This is a genomic window from Streptomyces globosus, assembly GCF_003325375.1.
GTDB lineage: Bacteria > Actinomycetota > Actinomycetes > Streptomycetales > Streptomycetaceae > Streptomyces > Streptomyces globosus_A.
Map to the genome: position 1 here is coordinate 4,475,221 of NZ_CP030862.1, position 18,919 is coordinate 4,494,139.

The 18,919-nt window shown below is 74.3% G+C and carries 18 protein-coding genes; 13 read left to right on the top strand and 5 right to left on the bottom strand.

Translation table 11 applies throughout. The features are described from left to right. From bioD to C0216_RS33570, 7 genes are all read left to right on the top strand, one after another. On the top strand, positions 1–756 hold the full coding sequence (bioD, locus tag C0216_RS19720; RefSeq protein ID WP_114056562.1) for a dethiobiotin synthase: 756 nt from the start codon (positions 1–3) through the stop codon (positions 754–756). 299 nt (positions 757–1,055) lie between these two features. After that, on the top strand, positions 1,056–2,405 hold the full coding sequence (locus tag C0216_RS19725) for a hemolysin family protein (RefSeq protein WP_114056563.1): 1,350 nt from the start codon (positions 1,056–1,058) through the stop codon (positions 2,403–2,405). After that, a complete protein-coding gene (locus C0216_RS19730; protein WP_114056564.1) occupies positions 2,402–3,427 on the top strand; it encodes a hemolysin family protein in 1,026 nt (341 codons plus the stop codon). Before C0216_RS19725 ends, C0216_RS19730 begins: the two co-directional genes overlap by 4 nt. Positions 3,428–3,483: 56 nt before the next feature. Beyond that, positions 3,484–4,275 (top strand): SGNH/GDSL hydrolase family protein, encoded by a 792-nt coding sequence (locus C0216_RS19735; protein ID WP_114056565.1) that lies wholly within the window; start codon positions 3,484–3,486, stop codon positions 4,273–4,275. Between the two features lie 71 nt (positions 4,276–4,346). Next, a complete protein-coding gene (gene purB, locus C0216_RS19740) occupies positions 4,347–5,780 on the top strand; it encodes an adenylosuccinate lyase (protein WP_114056566.1) in 1,434 nt (477 codons plus the stop codon). Beyond that, positions 5,777–6,340, top strand: a complete 564-nt coding sequence (mug, locus tag C0216_RS19745) for a G/U mismatch-specific DNA glycosylase (RefSeq protein WP_114058793.1) — start codon at positions 5,777–5,779, stop codon at positions 6,338–6,340. The genes purB and mug overlap by 4 nt, the downstream gene beginning before the upstream one ends. An 81-nt stretch (positions 6,341–6,421) precedes the next feature. Beyond that, the gene (locus tag C0216_RS33570; protein ID WP_162793269.1) at positions 6,422–7,246 is read left to right on the top strand and encodes a hypothetical protein; all 825 of its coding nucleotides are present in this window, start codon (positions 6,422–6,424) and stop codon (positions 7,244–7,246) included. On the opposite strand, the gene C0216_RS19755 is transcribed toward C0216_RS33570, so the two are convergent. The 3 genes from C0216_RS19755 to C0216_RS19765 are packed head-to-tail and all read right to left on the bottom strand — an operon-like array spanning position 7,243 to position 9,416. Continuing rightward, complete coding sequence (locus C0216_RS19755) at positions 7,243–7,677, bottom strand: hypothetical protein (protein WP_114056568.1); 435 nt, start codon at positions 7,675–7,677, stop codon at positions 7,243–7,245. The two genes, C0216_RS33570 and C0216_RS19755, sit on opposite strands and share 4 nt — an antisense overlap. A gap of 50 nt (positions 7,678–7,727) precedes the next feature. Continuing rightward, on the bottom strand, positions 7,728–8,477 hold the full coding sequence (locus C0216_RS19760) for an ABC transporter permease subunit (protein WP_246042628.1): 750 nt from the start codon (positions 8,475–8,477) through the stop codon (positions 7,728–7,730). Between the two features lie 30 nt (positions 8,478–8,507). Then, entirely contained in the window at positions 8,508–9,416 is a 909-nt protein-coding gene (locus C0216_RS19765) for an ATP-binding cassette domain-containing protein (protein ID WP_114056569.1), read from the bottom strand. A gap of 108 nt (positions 9,417–9,524) precedes the next feature. Between C0216_RS19765 and C0216_RS19770 the strand changes: the two genes are divergently transcribed. The 3 genes from C0216_RS19770 to C0216_RS19780 all read left to right on the top strand — a co-directional run bounded on the left by C0216_RS19770 (position 9,525) and on the right by C0216_RS19780 (position 12,633). Further along, positions 9,525–10,712, top strand: a complete 1,188-nt coding sequence (locus tag C0216_RS19770; RefSeq protein ID WP_114056570.1) for a sensor histidine kinase — start codon at positions 9,525–9,527, stop codon at positions 10,710–10,712. Positions 10,713–10,716: 4 nt separating this feature from the next. Then, complete coding sequence (locus tag C0216_RS19775; RefSeq protein WP_114056571.1) at positions 10,717–11,367, top strand: response regulator transcription factor; 651 nt, start codon at positions 10,717–10,719, stop codon at positions 11,365–11,367. Positions 11,368–11,475: 108 nt separating this feature from the next. Then, positions 11,476–12,633: an ROK family transcriptional regulator gene (locus C0216_RS19780; protein WP_114056572.1), complete on the top strand. Its 1,158-nt coding sequence runs from the start codon at positions 11,476–11,478 to the stop codon at positions 12,631–12,633. Between the two features lie 191 nt (positions 12,634–12,824). On the opposite strand, the gene C0216_RS19785 is transcribed toward C0216_RS19780, so the two are convergent. Beyond that, positions 12,825–13,580 (bottom strand): GntR family transcriptional regulator, encoded by a 756-nt coding sequence (locus tag C0216_RS19785; protein WP_114056573.1) that lies wholly within the window; start codon positions 13,578–13,580, stop codon positions 12,825–12,827. A gap of 377 nt (positions 13,581–13,957) precedes the next feature. Between C0216_RS19785 and C0216_RS19790 the strand changes: the two genes are divergently transcribed. The 3 genes from C0216_RS19790 to C0216_RS19800 all read left to right on the top strand — a co-directional run bounded on the left by C0216_RS19790 (position 13,958) and on the right by C0216_RS19800 (position 18,271). Continuing rightward, the gene (locus C0216_RS19790) at positions 13,958–14,809 is read left to right on the top strand and encodes an alpha/beta fold hydrolase (protein ID WP_114056574.1); all 852 of its coding nucleotides are present in this window, start codon (positions 13,958–13,960) and stop codon (positions 14,807–14,809) included. A 144-nt stretch (positions 14,810–14,953) separates the two neighbouring features. Next, complete coding sequence (locus tag C0216_RS19795) at positions 14,954–16,339, top strand: GNAT family N-acetyltransferase (protein WP_114056575.1); 1,386 nt, start codon at positions 14,954–14,956, stop codon at positions 16,337–16,339. A gap of 225 nt (positions 16,340–16,564) precedes the next feature. Next, complete coding sequence (locus tag C0216_RS19800) at positions 16,565–18,271, top strand: DUF885 domain-containing protein (protein WP_114056576.1); 1,707 nt, start codon at positions 16,565–16,567, stop codon at positions 18,269–18,271. A 50-nt stretch (positions 18,272–18,321) separates the two neighbouring features. Here the strand turns inward: C0216_RS19800 and C0216_RS19805 are convergent, their stop codons facing one another. Beyond that, positions 18,322–18,861, bottom strand: coding sequence for a rhodanese-like domain-containing protein (locus C0216_RS19805; RefSeq protein WP_114056577.1), 540 nt, complete (start codon positions 18,859–18,861; stop codon positions 18,322–18,324). Between the last annotated feature and the right edge of the window lie 58 nt (positions 18,862–18,919).

The window sequence follows — 18,919 nt, forward strand, 5'->3', positions numbered from 1 at the left end:
ATGGGCGTGATCGTGGTGTCCGGGACGGGTACGGAGATCGGCAAGACGGTGGTGACGGCGGCGGTCGCCGCCGCGGCCGCCGCCGAGGGCCGTTCCGTCGCCGTCCTGAAGCCCGCCCAGACCGGCCTGGAGCCGGGGGCTCCGGGGGACGCCGCCGAGGCGGCCCGGCTGGCCGGCCCGCACGTGACGGCCGTCGAACTGGCCCGGTACCCGGAGCCGCTCGCTCCGGACACTGCGGCCCGGCGGGCCGGGATGGCGGCCGTGACGCCCGAGGAGGTCGCGGAGGCCGCGGGCAAGCTCGCCGCCTCGCACGACCTGGTGCTGGTGGAGGGTGCGGGAGGGCTGCTGGTCCGCTTCGACCCGGCGGGGCGCACCCTGGCCGACGCGGCGGCGCTCCTCGGGGCTCCGGTGCTGGTCGTCGCGCCCGCGGCGCTCGGCACGCTGAACGCGACGACGCTGACCGCGGAGGCGCTGCGGGCCCGCGGGCTGTCCGCGCTCGGTGTCGTGGTGGGCAGCTGGCCCGCCGCCCCCGACCTGGCCTGCCGCTGCAACCTGGCCGACCTCCCGTCCTCCTCCGGGCTGCCGCTGCTCGGCGCGGTCCCCGAGGGCTCCGGGGCACTGGCTCCGGCGGAGTTCCGGGCGGCGGCGCCGGGCTGGCTCGCGCCGGCGCTGTCGGGCACCTGGTCCGCGGAGGACTTCCAGGCCGCCTGGGCGCCCGCCCCGGCGACCGCCGCGGGCGCGGCGCCGGCTGCCTGAGGCGGGGATGCCGACGGCCTGAGACGGGGCTGCCCGCCGCCGCCCGCGCCGGAACCGCCCCGCGCGCGGGCTCCCGTACACGGGCAGCACGCCATTTTGCCGGCCCTTTACCATGGTTGGCAGAGCCGCGGCCCGGGCCGTCCGCCCCGGCGGCCGCCTCGGACGAACCGCCGCCCGGCGGTTCCGACCGGCACTCCCGACGAAAGGTGTGAGCGTCCGCCCATGGGCGAGCCCCCCGGTAGCCGACGTCGCGCGCTGCCCCTCCGCCTGTCCGATCATGGAACGGAGGTGACGGACCGATGACCGAAGTGCTCCTGCTCGTCGTGGCGCTGTTGCTCTGCCTTGCCTGCGGGGTGTTCGTGGCGGCCGAGTTCTCCCTGACCACGGTCGAGCGCAGCGAACTCGAACGCGCCGTCGAGCGCGGCGAGCGCGGCGCCGACAGCGCGCTGTCCGCCGTACGCAGCCTGACGTTCCAGCTCTCCGGAGCGCAGCTCGGCATCACGGTGACCGGCCTGATCATCGGCATGCTCTCCGAGCCGTCCATCGCCGCCCTGCTCCGGGGCCCCTTCGAGGCGATGGGCCTGCCGCCCGGCGCCGCCTCCTCCACCGCCCTCGTCCTCGGCACGGCCGTCTCGACCGTCGTGCTGATGGTGGTGGGCGAGCTGGTGCCGAAGAACTGGGCGATCTCCTCACCGCTGGCCGTGGCCAAGCGCGTGGCGACGATGCAGCGGGTCTTCAGCCGGATCTTCCGGCCGTTCATCAGCCACCTGAACACCACCGCGAACCACATGGTGCACCGGCTCGGCATGGAGCCGGCCGAGGAGCTGGCCTCCGCCCGCAGCCCGCAGGAGCTGGTGGCGCTGGCCCGGCACTCGGCGAAGGAGGGCGCGCTGGAGCGGGACACCGCCGAGCTGTTCGTGCGGACCCTCAACCTGGCCGACCTGACCGCGGAGAACGTGATGACCCCGCGTGTACAGGTCACCGCCCTGGAGCTGCAGACCACCGCCGAGGACGTCGCCAACGCGACGCTGGCGACCGGGCTGTCGCGCTTCCCGGTCTACCGCGGCAGCCTCGACTCCGTCGTGGGCACCGTCCACATCAAGGACGTCCTCGCCCTCCCGTCCGAGGAGCGCCACCGCCGCCCCGTCTCGCAGCTGCTGCGCGCCCCCCTGTTCGTACCGGAGTCCCTGACCGTGGACCGGCTGCTGGACCGGCTGTCCGGGAAGCAGACGATGGCCGTCGTCATCGACGAGTACGGCGGCACGGCCGGGGTGGCCACCCTGGAGGACATCGTCGAGGAGGTCGTCGGCGAGGTCCGCGACGAGCACGACCCGCACGAGACCCCGGACCTGGCCCCGGCCGGGCGGGACGGCGCCGGGCGCGAGCTGTACTCGGCGGACGGCTCCGCCCGCACCGACCAGCTGCGGCGGATCGGGCTGCGCGTACCGGACGGCCCGTACGAGACGCTGGCCGGGCTGATGGCGACCGGCCTCGGCCGGATCCCGGCCGTCGGCGACAGCCTGGACCTGCACGGCTGGCGGCTCGACGTGGTCGACGCGAGCGGGCGCAGGGCCGCGCGGGTCCTGCTGCACGCACCGGACGGCTCCCGCGACGCCGCGGCCGACGAGGGCGGGGAGACCGCACGATGACCCTGCTGCAACTCCTCATCGGCCTCGCGACCCTCGTCGTGAACGCCTTCTTCGTCGGCGCCGAGTTCGCCCTCATCTCGGTCCGGCGCAGCCAGATCGAGCCGCACGCCGAGCAGGGGGACCGGCGGGCCCGGGCCGTCCTGTGGGGCCTGGAGCACGTGTCGGCGCTGATGGCCGCGGCCCAGCTGGGCATCACGCTGTGCACGCTGGTGCTCGGCGCGGTCGCCGAGCCCGCCATCGCGCACCTGCTGGAGCCGGTCTTCGAGCTCGCCGGCGCGCCCTCCGGGCTGGTCCACGCGATCTCGTTCGTGATCGCGCTCACCCTGGCGACGTACCTGCACATGCTCTTCGGCGAGATGCTCCCGAAGAACGTGGCGCTGTCCGAGCCGGTGCGGACGGCCCTGCTCCTCGGGCCGCCGCTGGTGGCGCTGACCCGGGCGCTCCGCCCGGTGATCTTCGCGATCAACGCCTTCGCGAACCTGCTGCTGCGCCTGCTGCGGGTCGACGCCAAGAACGAGGTGTCGGCGACGTTCTCCGACGACGAGCTGGCGCAGATCGTCAAGGACTCCAGCGAGGCCGGCCTGATCGACGACCGTGCGAGCGAGCGCCTGCATGACGCCCTGGAGCTGGGCCGCCGGCCCGTCAGGGACGTCGTCCTGCCGTCGGACCGGGTCGTCGCCGCCAAGCTGGGGATCACCCCGGCGGGCCTGGAGGGGCTGTCGGCCTCCTCGGGCTACTCCCGCTTCCCGGTCGTCGACGCGCAGGCCCGGATCCTGGGCTACCTGCACGTCAAGGACGCGCTGGACGCGGACGGGCCGGAGCGGGACCGGCCGTTCCCGCCGGCGGCGCTGCGCGCCATCGCCCAGGTCCGGGCGGACACCCCGCTGGACGACGTGCTGACCGCGATGCGGCGCAGCCGCACACACCTGGCGGCCGTCCTGGGCGCGGACGGAACGATGACCGGCCTGGTGACGATGGAGGACGTCCTGCGCGAGCTGTTCGGCCGCCCCGCCTCCGCCTGACCTGGCCCCGGGGTGCCCGGCACCCCGGGGCTACCGCACGGTAGGCTCGCAGCGCCATGGGGATCAATGCGTCTTACACCAGCTTCGTCGCGGTCGGCGACTCCTTCACCGAGGGCATGTCCGACCTGCGGCCGGACGGCTCCTACCGGGGCTGGGCGGACCTGCTGGCCGCCCGGCTCGCAGCGCGCGAGCCGGGCTTCCGCTACGCCAACCTCGCAGTCCGCGGGAAGCTGATCGGCCAGATCGCCGCCGAGCAGGCCCCGGCCGCGGCGGCGATGCGGGCGGACGTGGTGACTCTCGTCGGCGGGCTCAACGACGCCCTGCGGCCCAAGGTCGACATGGGCAGGGTCCGCGGCCACCTCGAAGAGGCCGCCGACCTCCTCGCCCCCTCGTGCCGGACGCTGGTGCTGATGCGCTCCCCCGGCCGGAACGGCCCGGTGATGGAGCGGTTCCGCCCGCGGATGGAGCAGCTCTTCGGCATCGTCGAGGAGATCGCCGCCCGGCACGGCGCCGTCGTCGTCGACCTGTACGGCGCGGAGGTCCTCGGCGACCCCCGCATGTGGGACGCCGACCGGCTGCACCTGACCTCGGAGGGGCACCGCAGGGTCGCCGAGGCGGTGTGGCAGTCCCTGGGGCTGCCTGCCGAGGAGGACTGGCAGGCGGGCCTGCCGCCCGCGGTGCTGCCGGGCTGGGCGGCCCGCCGCTCGCAGGACCTGGGGTTCGCCCGGCGGCACCTGCTGCCGTGGATCGGCCGCCGCCTGACGGGCCGCTCCTCCGGGGACGGCCTGCCCGCGAAGCGCCCGGAGCTGGCCCCGTACGAGGCGGCCGCGGCCGAGCGGCCCTCGTAGCAAGGCACAAACCGGGACGGGGTCCCTACCTGCGCAAACGCACAGCACCTCCCCAAGTAGAATCCCTTTACGTGACAGCCAAGCCCCGCATCCCCAATGTCCTGGCCGGCCGCTACGCTTCCCCGGAGCTCGCCGTCCTGTGGTCCCCCGAGTACAAGGTCACGCTGGAGCGGCGGCTGTGGCTCGCCGTGCTGCGCGCCCAGAAGGACCTCGGCATCGACGTCCCCGACGCCGCCCTCGCCGACTACGAGCGCGTCCTGGAGGACGTCGACCTCGCTTCGATCGCCGAGCGCGAGAAGGTCACCCGGCACGACGTGAAGGCCCGGATCGAGGAGTTCAACGCCCTCGCCGGCCACGAGCACGTCCACAAGGGCATGACCTCCCGCGACCTGACCGAGAACGTCGAGCAGCTCCAGATCCGGCTCTCCCTCGAACTGGCCCGCGACCGCACGGTGGCCGTCCTCGCCCGCCTGGGCCGACTGGCCGGCGAGCACGCCGAGCTGGTCATGGCCGGCCGCTCCCACAACGTCGCCGCGCAGGCGACCACCCTGGGCAAGCGCTTCGCCACCGCGGCCGACGAGCTGCTGGTCGCGTTCGACCGCCTGGAGGACCTGATCGGCCGCTACCCGCTGCGCGGGATCAAGGGGCCCGTCGGCACCGCCCAGGACATGCTCGACCTCCTCGGCGGCGACGCCGCGAAGCTCGCCGACCTGGAGCAGCGGATCGCCGCCCACCTCGGCTTCGCCCAGGCCTTCACCTCGGTCGGCCAGGTCTACCCCCGTTCCCTCGACTACGACGTGGTCACCGCGCTCGTCCAGCTGGCCGCGGCGCCGTCCTCGATCGCGAAGACGATCCGGCTCATGGCCGGCCACGAGCTCGTCACCGAGGGCTTCAAGCCGGGCCAGGTCGGCTCCTCCGCGATGCCACACAAGATGAACACCCGCTCCTGCGAGCGCGTCAACGGCCTGATGGTCATCCTGCGGGGCTACGCCTCGATGACCGGCGAACTCGCCGGCGACCAGTGGAACGAGGGCGACGTGTCCTGCTCCGTGGTCCGCCGCGTCGCGCTCCCCGACGCGTTCTTCGCCTTCGACGGCCTGCTGGAGACCTTCCTGACGGTCCTCGACGAGTTCGGCGCCTTCCCCGCCGTGGTCGCCCGCGAGCTCGACCGTTACCTGCCGTTCCTCGCGACGACCAAGGTCCTGATGGGCGCAGTGCGGGCGGGCGTCGGCCGCGAGGCCGCCCACGAGGTCATCAAGGAGCACGCGGTGGCCTCCGCGCTCGCCATGCGCGAGCAGGGCGCCGAGCGGAACGAGCTGCTGGACAAGCTGGCCGCCGACGACCGGATGCCGCTGGACCGGGCCCAGCTCGACGCCCTGATGGCCGACAAGCTGTCCTTCACGGGAGCAGCCGGCGACCAGGTCGCGACGATCGTGGCCCGCGTCGAGGACATCGCGAAGCAGTACCCGGAGGCCGCCGGGTACGCCCCGGGGTCGATCCTCTGACCCCCGAGGAGCTCCAGGCCGCCCGCGACCGCGTCGTCCCCGACGTGGTCGCGGGCGGCCTGCGCGTGCTGTTCTGCGGTATCAACCCCGGCCTCCTCTCCGCCGCGACGGGCCACCACTTCGCCCGCCCCGGCAACCGCTTCTGGTCGGTCCTGCACCTGTCCGGCTTCACCCCGCGCCGCCTGGCACCGGCGGAACAGCAGGAGCTGCTCGCCTACCGGCTCGGCATCACGAACGTCGTCGCCCGGGCCACGGCCCGCGCCGACGAGCTGACCGCACAGGAGCTCGTCGAGGGCGGCCGGATCCTGACCGACAAGGTCGAGCGGCTGCGCCCGCAGTGGCTGGCCGTCGTCGGTGTCACCGCCTACCGCACCGCCTTCAACGAGCGGAAGGCGCTCATCGGCCCGCAGGAGCGGACCATCGGCCGCACCCGCATCTGGGCCCTCCCCAACCCGAGCGGACTCAATGCCCACTGGACGGCGGAAACCATGGCCGCGGAGTTCGCCCGTCTCCGCGCCGCCGCCGAATCCCCCGCGCCCGACGACGGAACACAGCGCTAGCTGTTCTGTCCCTCGCCCGCCGCGGCCCGTCGACTCGTATGGTGTTGCGACTCGTATGGTGTGACTCCGAGGGAGGGCCGCATGACCGTTCTCCGACACTCCGTCTCCGTCCTCGCTCTGGAACCCCACCGGCTCCAGGCGCTCACCCGGCTGGTCCTCGACTTCGCCGCCTCCACCCGGGCCGACGGGCAGGAGGTCGTTCTGGCAGACGGGCGGCCGGTCCCGGACATGCGACTGGTCAGGGGGCGGCATCTGCGGCCCGGCGCGCGGTACGAGCTGTGGGAGGCCGGTACCGCGGACCAGGTGACCGTCCTCGTTCGCGAGTGGCGGCGCCACAGCGCGATCGCCCTGGAGCAGCGCCTCGTCTCGGACGATGTGACGGCGTGGATGGCTCTGCGACTGTGCACCCCCGACCGGCCGCGGCTGCTGGAGGCCGAAGGCCGGGTGCGGGGCCCGGAGGGTTCGGGGGCGCTGCGCCGCGGGTCGGGTAAGGCCCGGCTCGACCTGGCCGCATGGTGGGCGGCGGCCTGCCTCCCCTCCGGCACCCCGCCCGCGGCGCGTGCCCCGGTGACGGCACGGCTCAAGCACCCGCTGGGCAAGGCGCATCTGTCCCTGCGGCCGCGGCGGGCGGACGGCGGACGCTGGCAGGTGGACGTCACCCTCACCGTGCGCGGGCGCCGGTTGCTGCGGCCGGTCGCCGCCATCGCCCTGGCGGTGGCCGGGCGCCGGGTGCAGCAAGGCTTCCGGTCCGCGGTGGAACAGGCCGCCGACTCATGGAACCGGTCCATCGGTGAACTGCGGGCACTCTCCCCGGACGACCTCCGGGCCGAGCTGGCGAGGCACGCCACCGAGCGGACCCCGGAGGACCCGAGAAGCACCCCGGCCTCTGCCCCTCGCGGAAGCTAGGGCGGGTCGACCACCGTGACCGCCGCCATCAGCTGCGGCGAGTGGTCGGCCCCCCAGTGGGCCGCGTACACGGCGACCCACCGGTCCCCGGCCCGCCACAGGTGCAGGTGGTCGGCGGTGCTGCCTATCTCCCGCCAGGGCTCGGCGGTTTCCCCGCCCCCCTCTTTCAGCCGCAGCCCGGCCAGGCTGAACATGTCGGAGGCGCCCCAGCGGTCCTCCAGCAGCCGGACCAGCGCCCCGTACTCCGCGGCCAGTTGGTCCTCGTGCGCCGCGCGGTCTGCTGCGTCCTCGTCGCCGTACCAGCGGCTCGGGCCGAGCTCGGCCAGGTGGTAGCCGGGCCCGCTGGTCACGGCCCCGGACCGCACACCCGTCTCGGGAAACCCCTGGAAGCGGAGCCGGTCGATGGTGTCGAGATGCTCTGCCGTGGTCATGCCGTCAGTATCCGAGCCGACACTGACAACTGGCGTGCTGTCATGTCCGGTCAGGCGTCCCTGCGGCGGACCGCCAGGCAGCCCCCGGCCAGCGCGGCGAGCGCCCACAGCGCACTCACACCAAGCCCGGTCCACGGACCGAGTGCCCCGTGCTCCACGCTCCGCAGCACCATCTGCCCGGCGCGGTCCGGCAGGTACTGCGCCGGTCCGCCCACGAGCCCGCCCATGACGAACGAGACGACGAGGACCACTGGTATGAGCAGGCCCAGTACGAGGGTGCCGCTGCGCAGGACCGCCGTGAGGCCGGCCGCGAAGAGCGCCATCACCATCAGGTAGAGGCCGCTGCCGACGATGGCCCGGCCCGCGCCGGATGTGCCCCATCCCAGCGCGGACGCCCCGCCGAGCGCCTGCCCGGCCGCGAAGGAGGCAAGCCCCGCGGCCAGGCCGACAGCAAGGGCCAAGGCCCCGACCACGGCCGCTTTGGAGAGGTAGAACCGGGTGCGGTTGGGCACGGAGGCGAGGGAGACGCGCAGTCCGCCGTCGTGGAACTCGGCGGCGAAGGCGCTCGCACCGAAGGCCATGGCGGCGATCTGGCCGAAATTGATGCCGAAGAAGGCGGCGAGCAGGGGGTCGTCGCCCAGGCTGCCGTCCTCGACGGTGCCTGCGGCGGCCGACAGCGCCTGAATGCCGGCAGTGGCGACGAATATCGCGGTCAGGGCCCCGACGGTGCCCCGGAGCGACCGTATCTTGATCCATTCCGCGTGCAGGGCGGGTCGGGTGGGCAGTGCGGTTCCGTACACGGCAGGTCTCCTCAGGTGCAGGGGGCGGTGTCAGGGGTTGGAGGTGAATTCGGCGTGGTCCGCGGTGAGGTCGAGATAGGCCTGCTCCAGCGAGACCTGCTCGTCGGCCAGTTCGAGCACGGGTACGCCCTCGCGGGCTGCGAGTGCTCCGATCCGCTCCGCCCGGGCCCCTTCGACGGTCCAGTGGCCCGCGCCCTCAACCGGCTCCAGGCCGGCTTCGGCGAGCGCCGCCCGCAGGCGGCCTGGCTCCGAGGTCCGCAGCCGGACGCGCGGCGTGCTGCGCTCCTCGATGAACGCCGCAGTCGGCGTATCGGCGAGCAGCCTGCCCCGGCCCAGGATGACGAGGTGGTCGGCGAAGGCTGCGGTCTCCGACATCAGGTGGCTGGAGACGAGCACGGTCCGGCCCTCTGCGGCGAGGCCGCGCATCAGCTCCCGGATCCAGATGATGCCCTCCGGGTCGAGGCCGTTGGCGGGCTCGTCGAGCAGGATGACGCCCGGGTCGCCGAGGAGGGCGGCCGCTATGCCGAGCCGCTGCCGCATCCCCAGCGAGTACGTCTTGATCCTCCGGCCGGCGGCGGCCGCTATGCCCGTCTGCTCCAGCACCTCTTCCACCCGTCGCGCCGGGATGCGGTTGGCGGCTGCCAGTGCGCGCAGGTGGCTGCGGGCGGTCCGCGAGCCGTGCGCGGCGTGGGCGTCGAGGAGAGCACCGACGCGCAGGAGGGGCTGTTCGAGGTCGGTGTACCGGTGGCCGCCGACGGTGGCCGTGCCGGACGTCGCCCGGTCAAGGCCCAGCAGAAGCCGGAGGGTGGTCGACTTCCCGGCGCCGTTGGGGCCGAGGAAGCCCGTCACCCGGCCGGGAAGGACATCGAAGGTGAGCTTGTCCACGGCCGTCTTCGCGCCGTATTCCTTGGTCAGTGCCCGGATGTGGATCGTGTTCATGCCTCAAGGCTCGCCGCGGCCGGCGTCCTCGGTCCTCCCCCGCGCGGGGGGACCGTCTCCCCCGTGCGGGGGAGGAGCCGCGTGCTCGCCCGCTGACACGATGGGGCCATGAACCGACTGATCAGGGCGCCTCTCCAACCGCTCACCTACTCGCGCTGGTTGCACCTGTGCGTGCCCATGCTGCTGGTGGCGCTGTGGGGGTTCATAGACCCGCGGCACCTGTGGGTGCCCGCCCTGCTGATCGCGCCGCTCGGTCTGCTGCCGCGGGTGCGGATGGCCGAGGGTTTGCAGGCCCGCTTCCTGCTCACACCGGACGAATGGAGCTCCGGCGAGGGCGCCATAGCAGCGTCGCCGTCGAAGCGGTGGAGGGACCGGTGGCGGACGGTCCTGTGGCTGGAGGTGCGCATGCTGCTGGCGGCCGCAGCGATGTTCGCAACCGTGGTTCTCGCGATGGCCACCGTCGAACTGCTCGCCGTCGCCCTCGGCTTCTCCCTCTCGGACGCGGAGCTGCTGCCGGTGGTGCCGCCGCGCTGGCTGGCTGCCCTGCTCGTCCCGCTGCCTCCGCTGGCGCTGGTCACGGTTGTGCACCTGATGGGCGACCTGGTCACCGGCGTGGCGGTGCGGCTCCTGGGGCCGTCGACCGCGGACCGGCTGTCCGTCCTGGAGGAGCGGACCGAGCAGTTGCTGGAGCGCACGCGGATCGCGCGGGAGCTGCACGACACGATCGGGCACGCGCTGACCGTGGCGGTGGTTCAGGCCGGGGCGGCCCGCACCGCGGGCGATCCTGCCTTCACCGAGCGGGCGTTGGATGCCATCGAGGAGACGGGGCGTGCGGCCCTGGAGGACTTGGAGCGCGTGCTGGTGGTGCTGCGGCATTCGGGACCCCGGCCGTCCCAGCGTCCGACCCTCGCGGACGCCGGCCGGCTGCTGGAGTCCACGAAGGCCTCGGGCGCGGTGGTGGACGCGGAGCTGGCCGGGCCGCTGGAGTCGCTGCCGGGGCCCGTTTCCCAGGAGGCGTACCGGATCCTGCAGGAGGCACTCACGAACGTGCTGCGGCATTGCGGACCGGTCCCGGTGAGGGTCCGGGTGGAAGTGACGCAGAGAGGAGTGGAGTTGGAGGTGAGCAATCCGCTGCCGGCGGATGCGGAGGCGGCCGGGCCGGGCCCCGGCGGGAGCGGGAGTGGGCTGCGGGGCATACGGCAGCGGGCGGCCCTGCTCGGCGGGACGGCCGACACGGGTCCGCATGCAGGGCGGTGGAGGGTCAGGGCCCGGCTGCCGTTGAGGGGAATAGGCTGAGCGGATGTCTGTCACGGTTCTGCTCGTCGACGACGAGCCGCTGGTACGCGCAGGTCTGCGCGCTGTGCTGGACGCCCAGCCCGACATCGAGGTGGTCGGCGAGGCCGCGGACGGGGCAGCCGTGATCCCGCTGGTGCGGCAGCTCCGGCCGGACGTGGTGGCGATGGACGTGCGGATGCCGCTGCTGGACGGCATCGAGGCGACCAAGGCGGTGCTGAAGAGCATCGACGAACCGCCGAAGATCCTCGTGGTGACGACCTTCGAGAACGACGAGTACGTGTACCGGGCACTGCGGGCGGGGGCCGACGGGTTCCTGCTGAAGCGGGCCCGGCCGTCCGAGATCGTGCACGCCGTGCGGCTGGTCGCGGAAGGGGAGACGCTCCTCTTCCCTGCGGCGGTGCGGTCGCTCGCCGCGGAGTACGGCACGAGTTCGGCGCGGGCCCGGCTGGAGCGGGCGGCGTTGACGGAACGGGAGGAGGAAGTTCTGCGGCGAATGGCCCGCGGGATGACGAACGCGGAGATCGCGGCCGAGATGTTCGTCGGCGCCGAGACGGTGAAGTCGCATGTGAGTGCGGTGCTCGCGAAGCTGGGGGCGCGGGACCGGACGCAGGCGGTGATCGCGGCGTACGAGTCGGGATTCGTCGCCCCGACCTGAGGGGGCGGAGTCGCTTTCCGGCAGGTGCGGCCAGGGGGCGCTTCTCGCCGCTGCCGCGGGAGGGCAGTACGATCCGGCTGACAGGCTCGCCGGCTGGGAGGAAAGACGTTGGGGCAGCTGACCGGCGGGGATCCCTCTCTGCTCCGGCGGATCAATTCGGCCGTGGTCCTGCGCGCGCTGCGGGCCGCCCAGTCGCCGACGCTCACCGACCTCACGCGGGTGACCGGGCTCTCCCGGCCGACCGTCGAGGGCGTCGTGGAGCAGCTGATGGGCACCGGGCTCGTCGTCGAGGCGGAGGCCGAGGAGGGGGCCAGGCGCCAAGGGCGGCCTGCCCGCCGATTCCGGTTCCGGGCCGAGGCGGGGCATCTGCTCGGCATCGAGATCGGCTCGCACCGGATCGCGGTCCTGCTGTCCGGGCTGGACGGCCGCGTGATCGGAGCCGGTACGAAGGACGTCGCCGAGACGGCGCCGGCGGACGAGCGGCTCGACAAGGTGCGTGCGGCGGTGGCGGACCTGCTGCGGCGGGCCGGCGTGCCCCGGGACTCGCTGCGTGCGGTCGGGGTCGGCAGTCCGGGGATCGTCGAAGCGGACGGCACCGTGCGCCTGGGCACCGCCCTGCCGGAGTGGACGGGGCTGCCGCTCGGCGAGCGGCTGCGGAGGTCGTTCCGCTGCCCGGTGCAGGTGGAGAACGACGCGAACGCGGCGGCGCTGGCCGAGCACTGGAAGGGAGCGGCGCAGGACACCGACGACATGGTGTTCGTGATGGCCGGCCTCAGCCCGGGGGCGGGTTCGCTGATCGGCGGACGGCTGCACCGCGGGTACGGCGGGGCGGCCGGCGAGATCGGTGCGCTGCACCTGCTGGGGCGGGAGGCGACGCCCGAGAAGCTGCTCTCGACGACGGGCGAGCCGCTACACCCGTTGGACGAGCAGGCGGTGGCCGAGGTGTTCGCCATGGCCCGGCGGGGGGACGAGCGGGCCGTGGCCGCGGTGGAGCGGTTCATCCAGCGGCTCGTGCACGACGTGGCCGCGCTGGTGCTGGCCATGGACCCCGAGCTGGTGGTCGTGGGCGGCTGGGCGGCCGGACTGGACGGGGTCCTGGACCCGCTGCGGCGGGAGCTGGAGCGCTACTGCCTGCGTCCGCCGCGGGTGGCGCAGTCCCTGCTCGGCGAGGCCGCGGTGGCGACCGGCGCCCTGCGGCTGGCGCTGGACCAGGTCGAGGAGGAGCTGTTCGCCGTGGAGAAGTCGGTCACCTCCCGCCGCCGCTGAGCCCCGGGCGGGCGGCTGTGGGCTCTCCCGCCCCTCCGCTCCCGGTCCTGCCCCCTCCGATTGTGGGGTACGACAGAGCACCGGGCGCGATCGGGGGCCCGGCTCTCCCGGCCGCTCCCGCTGCCCCGCTCCGGGCGCGGAGCTCCCCCTGGCGGGCTGCAGGGGCTGGGGAGCGGGGTGGCCGTACGGGGTCAGGAGGCGGCGCGGTCCTCGTGGGCGATCTCCACGCCCGAGTCGCCGAAGGTGAGGCGGCAGGTGTCTGCGCGGTAGGTGGCGACGGAGACGGCGGCCGTCCCGGCGGCGGTGAAGTAGCGGGTGGTGACCACGAGGACGGGGGCGCCGGGCAGGCGGTCCAGTTCCTTGGCGTCGTCGGCGCGGGCCGAGCCGAGCTCGACCGAGCGGTCCTGGCCCTCCAGGGTGAGCCGCTGGAGTTCGCGCAGGACGGCGCGGGCGCGGGCCGGTCCGGCCGGGGCGTCGATGGCGGACAGGCCCGGCACGGAGTCGGTGGGGACGTAGAGCAGCTCGGCGGCGACGGACTGGCCGTGCGTGACGCGGGTCCGCCGCACGGTGTGGACCGGCTGCTCGGCGGCGTCGCCGAGGAGGCCGACCACCGCGGCGGGCGGGAGCGCCTCCGCGGCGTCCACGGCCTCCCAGCCGTCGGCTCCCTCGCCGGGCCAGCCCTGGCGGGCTCCGCCGACGGCGACGCCGACCCGCGGCGGGGCGACGGTGGTGCCGACGCCGCGGCGGCGCTGCAGGCGGCCTTCGAGTTCGAGCTGCTCCAGGGCCTGGCGCAGGGTCGCCCGGGCCACGCCGAAGCGGGCGGCGAGCTCCCGCTCGTTCGGCAGGACCTCACCGACGGCGAAATCGCGGTCGAGTGCCTCGCTCAGGACGGTTTTCAGGTGCCAGTACTTCGGCTCCGGCACCGTTTCCGGCTGCGTGGTCCCCACCCTGACTCCTCCTGCCATCGCTGCAATCGCCGTGTTCCAGCGGCAGTTCCGCGCCCTTGTTTATTAAAGGTTCTTGCACTATCCCTGCGACGATAGGACGGTGCGGCACCTTGGTCAAGACCAATGGTCCACCCTTTCCCGGGCAGACCGGGCATTCGCATCGCGGCGTTCACGCGATGTTCGCGCGCGCCCCGAGCCGCCCCTGCGGGCCATCCGGGGCTCCTCCGCGGGCCGTTGGCCGTCCGCCACGCCGCGCTGCGGCTCCGCCCCGACACGCCCGTGCCACAGGCTTGTAGTGACGCCTTACCGGACGGTAATCATGACGTAGTCATTACTGACAGCCTGTCTCACACGCGTCTCCCCCGACGAGGAGCAGCATGACCGCCACGGTTTCCTTCCCGGTCGACACACCCCTGGGCCCCCGCACCGCCACCGTCGCCTACGAGCGCAAGGGCTCCGGCGAACCGCTCCTCCTCCTGCACGGCATCGGGCACCACCTCCAGGCCTGGGAGCCGGTCACCGACATCCTGGCCGCCGAGCACGACGTCATCGCCGTCGACCTCCCCGGCTTCGGCACCTCCGCGCCCCTGCCGGAGGGCGTCCCGTACGACCTGCCGACCGTCGCCGCCGCCCTCGGCTCGCTCTGCTCGGTGCTGGGCGCCGACCGCCCCCACGTCGTCGGCAACTCCCTCGGCGGGCTCCTCGCGCTGGAGATGGGCCGGGACCGCCTGGCCCGCTCGGTCACGGCCCTCTCCCCGGCCGGCTTCTGGACCGAGGCCGAGCGCCGGTACGCCTTCGCCACCCTGCGGGCGATGCGGGTCGGCGCGATGGCCCTGCCGCTGTCGACGCTGGAGCGCCTCTCCCACAGCGCCGCCGGCCGGACCGCGCTCACCGGCACCATCTACGCCCGCCCCGCACGCCGTTCGCCGGAGGCGGTGGTCGCCGAGACGCTGGCCCTGCGCCAGGCAACCGGCTTCGAGGAGACGCTTGCGGCGGGCCGCTCGGTGCGGTTCACCGACGACGTCCCGGGCGTTCCCGTCACCATCGCCTGGGGCTCGCGGGACCGGCTGCTCCTGCCCCGCCAGGGGGTGCGGGCCAAGCACGTCGTCCGCGACGCCCGGCTGGTGCGGCTGCGAGGCTGCGGCCACGTCCCGATGAACGACGACCCCGCGCTGGTCGCCCGGGTGGTTCTCGACACCGTGCGGACCACCGGCCGCGCGACGGGCTGAGGCGGGGCGCGGCGGGGCGCGGCGCGGCGCGGCGGGGCAGGCTCCGTCACGCCGAAAACAGGGCGAATCGGCCAGATGGACACTTAACCAGCCGGACACAGACCGTTCGTGATCACGCAACACCCCTCCGCCACAGTGGGGTGCATGACTGAACAGCTCTCCGCCCCCGCCCGCCCCCACCGCCACCACCACTGGCGCCGCGACGTCGTCGAACTGGCCGCGCTGTTCTGCGCCGTCGCGGTCGCCGACGGCATCGCCAACCTCGTCGTGCACGGCCCGAGCGGCCCCGCCCTGCTCGTCGCCTCGGCCGCGGTGCTGGTGCTGACGGCGGCGTTCCACACCTGGTGGGCGCGTCGCCACGGCCATGCACCGCCGCCCGCGAGCACGGCGCCCTCCGATACGGGGCCCGCCGGGGCCCCTGCGGAGCCGGCGGCCGCCTTGTGGCGGATGCGGACCACCGTGCGCGACGAGCCCGGCAGCCTGGCCGCGCTGTGCACGGCGCTCGCGCGGGCCGGCGTGGACATCCTCACCCTGCAGACGCACCCGCTGCCCGAGGGCGGCACCGTCGACGAGTTCCTGCTGCGCGCGCCCGGTCGGCTGCCGTCCGCCGACCTCACCCGCGCCGCCGCGGCCGCCGGCGGCCGCGACACCTGGATCGAGCGGGCCGATGCCCACGACCTGGTCGACCCGCCGACCCGGCTGCTCGCCCTCGCCACCCGCACCGCCCTGGACGCCGCCGAACTGCCGCTGTCGCTGCGCCGGCTGCTCGGCCGCTGCACCATCCACTCCGTGCCGGCGACCACCCTGTCCGGGCGCCCCAACACGGACGCCGACGTGCCGCCCGAGGGTGTCCTGGAGTCCACGGTGATGCGCCTGCGCGACCCCTCGGGAGGGGCCATCACCGTGGAGCGGCCCCACCTGCCCTTCACCCCGACCGAGTTCGCCCGCGCCCGCGCCCTCGTCGAACTGGACGCCCGGCTCGGCCCGCGCGTCCCGCGCAGCCAGGACGTCCTGACACTGCCGGAGGGCAACGAGATCACCGTGCGCCGCGCCGACGGCTCCGACCTGGCCGCCGCCCGCGCCATGCACGACCGCTGCTCCGAGCGCACCCTCGGCCTGCGCTACCACGGGCCGGTCGCCGACGCCGACCGCTACCTCGACCACCTGCTCGGCCCGCGCTTCGGCCGCACGCTGGCCGCGACCACAGCCTCCGGCAGGCTCATCGCCCTCGGCCACCTGCTGTGGGACGGGGACGAGACCGAGGTCGCCCTGCTGATCGAGGACGAGTGGCAGCGCCGCGGGATCGGCTCCGAACTGCTTCGGCGGCTCGTCGCGATGGCCGTCGAGGCGGGCTGCGGCAGCGTCTACGCCGTCACGCAGGCCTCCAACACGGGCATGGTCGCGGCCATGCGCGGCCTCGGGCTGCCCCTCGACTACCAGGTCGAGGACGGCACCCTCGTGATCACCGCCCGCCTTGAGCCCCTCCTCGCCGCCGCGCTCCCGCAGGCGCAGCAGCGGTCGGCGGACTGACGGCCGGGGCCGCGCCGCCGCCCGCCGACCGCCGCCCGCGGGCCTGCCGGCCCGGCAGGCCCGGCAGGCCCGGCCCCCCGGTCACGGCGGTCGCCCGGCCCCGTGTCCGCGCGGGCAGCTGCCACAGGCGATCCGGGCGCACGGCCGTGGCACAACGGGCCGGGGTCCACAGGCCCACAGCGAACGCTGGTGACGGGGGGCCGCCCCCCGTACGAAGATGTCCGCATGTCAGACACCCTCCGCAGCGACATCCCGTCCCGGCTGCCGCGCCAGGTCGCCGACGCCTATGTCGACGACCTCGTCGCACTCGACCCGATCACCGGCACCTACCTGGGTGTCGCGTCGAGCTCGGGCAGGCTCCCGGACTTCTCCCCGGCCGGCCGCGCCGCCGTCGCCGACCTGGCCCGTACGACCCTCGCCCGCCTCGACGCCGCCGAGCGGATGCCCGGCGCGGACAGCGACGCCGAACGGCGCTGCGCCCGCCTGCTGCGGGAGCGCCTCACCGCCGAACTCGCCGTGTACGAGGCGGACGAGGACCTGCGCACGGTCAGCAACATCCACTCCCCCGCGCACGCCGTCCGGGAGGTCTTCACGCTGACCCCTTCGGACACGGAGGAGGACTGGGCCGCCATCGCCGAGCGCCTGCGGGCGGTCCCGGCGGCCCTGGGCGGCTACCGCGAGTGCCTGCAACTGGGCCTGGACCGCGGCCTGTACGCCGGCCCCCGCGCCACGGCCACGTTCATCGACCAGCTCGCCACCTGGGCCGGCCAGGACGAGGACGGCTCCGCGGGCTTCTTCGGCGAGTTCGCCGCCGGCGGCCCCGAGGCGCTGCGCGCCGAGCTTGCGGAGGCGGCCTCCGTCGCGACGGAGGCCGTCGCCGACCTCCAGGCGTGGATGGCGCAGGTGTACGCCCCGGCGGTCGCCGGAGCGCCGGACGCGGTGGGCCGCGAGCGGTACGCCCGCTGGTCGCGCTACTACAACGGCACCGACCTCGACCTCGACGAGGCGTACGCCTACGGCTGGTCGGAGTACCACCGGCTGCTCGCCGAGATGAAGACCGAGGCGGCCAGGATCCTGCCGGGCGCGGGCCCGTGGGAGGCGCTGCGGCACCTGGACGAGCACGGCACCCACGTCGAGGGCGTCGAGGAGGTCCGGGCCTGGCTGCAGGGCCTCATGGACGAGGCCGTCGAGAACCTGGACGGCACCCACTTCGAACTCGCCGAGCGGGTCAAGCGGGTCGAGTCGATGATCGCGCCGCCGGGCGGTGCGGCGGCCCCGTACTACACCAACCCGTCCGAGGACTTCTCGCGCCCCGGCCGGACGTGGCTGCCGACGATGGGGCAGACCCGCTTCCCCGTGTACGACCTGGTCTCCACCTGGTACCACGAGGGGGTTCCGGGCCACCACCTGCAGCTGGCGCAGTGGACGCACGTCGCCGACCGGCTCTCCCGCTACCAGGCCAGTGTCGGCATGGTCAGCGCCAACGTCGAGGGCTGGGCGCTGTACGCGGAGCGCCTGATGGACGAGCTGGGCTACTTCAAGGACGCCGAGCAGCGCCTGGGCTACCTGGACTGCCAGATGATGCGCGCGGCGCGGGTCATCGTCGACATCGGCATGCACCTGGGCCTGGAGATCCCCGCCGACTCGCCGTTCCACCCGGGCGAGCGGTGGACGGTGGAGCTGGCGCAGGAGTTCTTCATGCTGCACAACAGCCGGCCTGCGGAGTTCATCGAGAGCGAGGTGACGCGCTACCTGTCGATGCCGGGGCAGGCGATCGGCTACAAGCTGGGCGAGCGCGCCTGGCTGCTGGGCCGGGACAACGCGCGCGCCGCGCACGGCGACTCCTTCGACCTGAAGGCGTGGCACATGGCGGCGCTGTCGCAGGGGTCGCTGGGCCTGGACGACCTGGTGGAGGAGCTGTCGCGCCTGTAACGGCGGCGGGGCCGCCGGTGGAGCGGCGGCCCCGTCCGGGCGGGGGCGGCTCAGCAGCCGCAGTCGTCCGAGTCGGTCGGCGCGGTCAGCGGGTCGGCTTCGGGCCGCTGCTGCCGGCCCTGCCAGGTCTCGACCTCGAAGCCCTCGCGGATCCAGTACTCGATGCCGCCGAGCATCTCCTTGACCCGGAAGCCGAGTTCGGCGAGGGCGAGAGCGGAACGGGTGCCGCCGTTGCACCCCGGGCCCCAGCAGTACGTGACCACGGGGACGGCCTTGTCGAGCACCCGCTCCGCCTGTTCGGGGATGAGCGCCGTCGGCAGGTGGACGGCGCCCGGGATGTGCGCCTGGTCCCATGCGGGGGTGGAGCGGGAGTCGACCAGCTGGAAGCCCAGGTCGGCGCCCTCCTCGCGGTGGGCGCGGAAGGCGGCCGCGACGTCGGCCGTGTCCGCGTGGAAGGCAAGGCTGGCGGCGAAGTAGGCAGCGGCCGCGGCGGGCGCCGCCGGGGGCACCCGCAGGACGGGGTTCACGGCCGCGGCGGTGGGCCCCGCAGCGGCGGCGTCGGAGGCGGCGGGCTTCGGTGTCGTCGTCATGGACAGGAATCTACGGCCCGCCATGATCACCTCGGAAGGGTCCTTCCCCGGCCTTCCC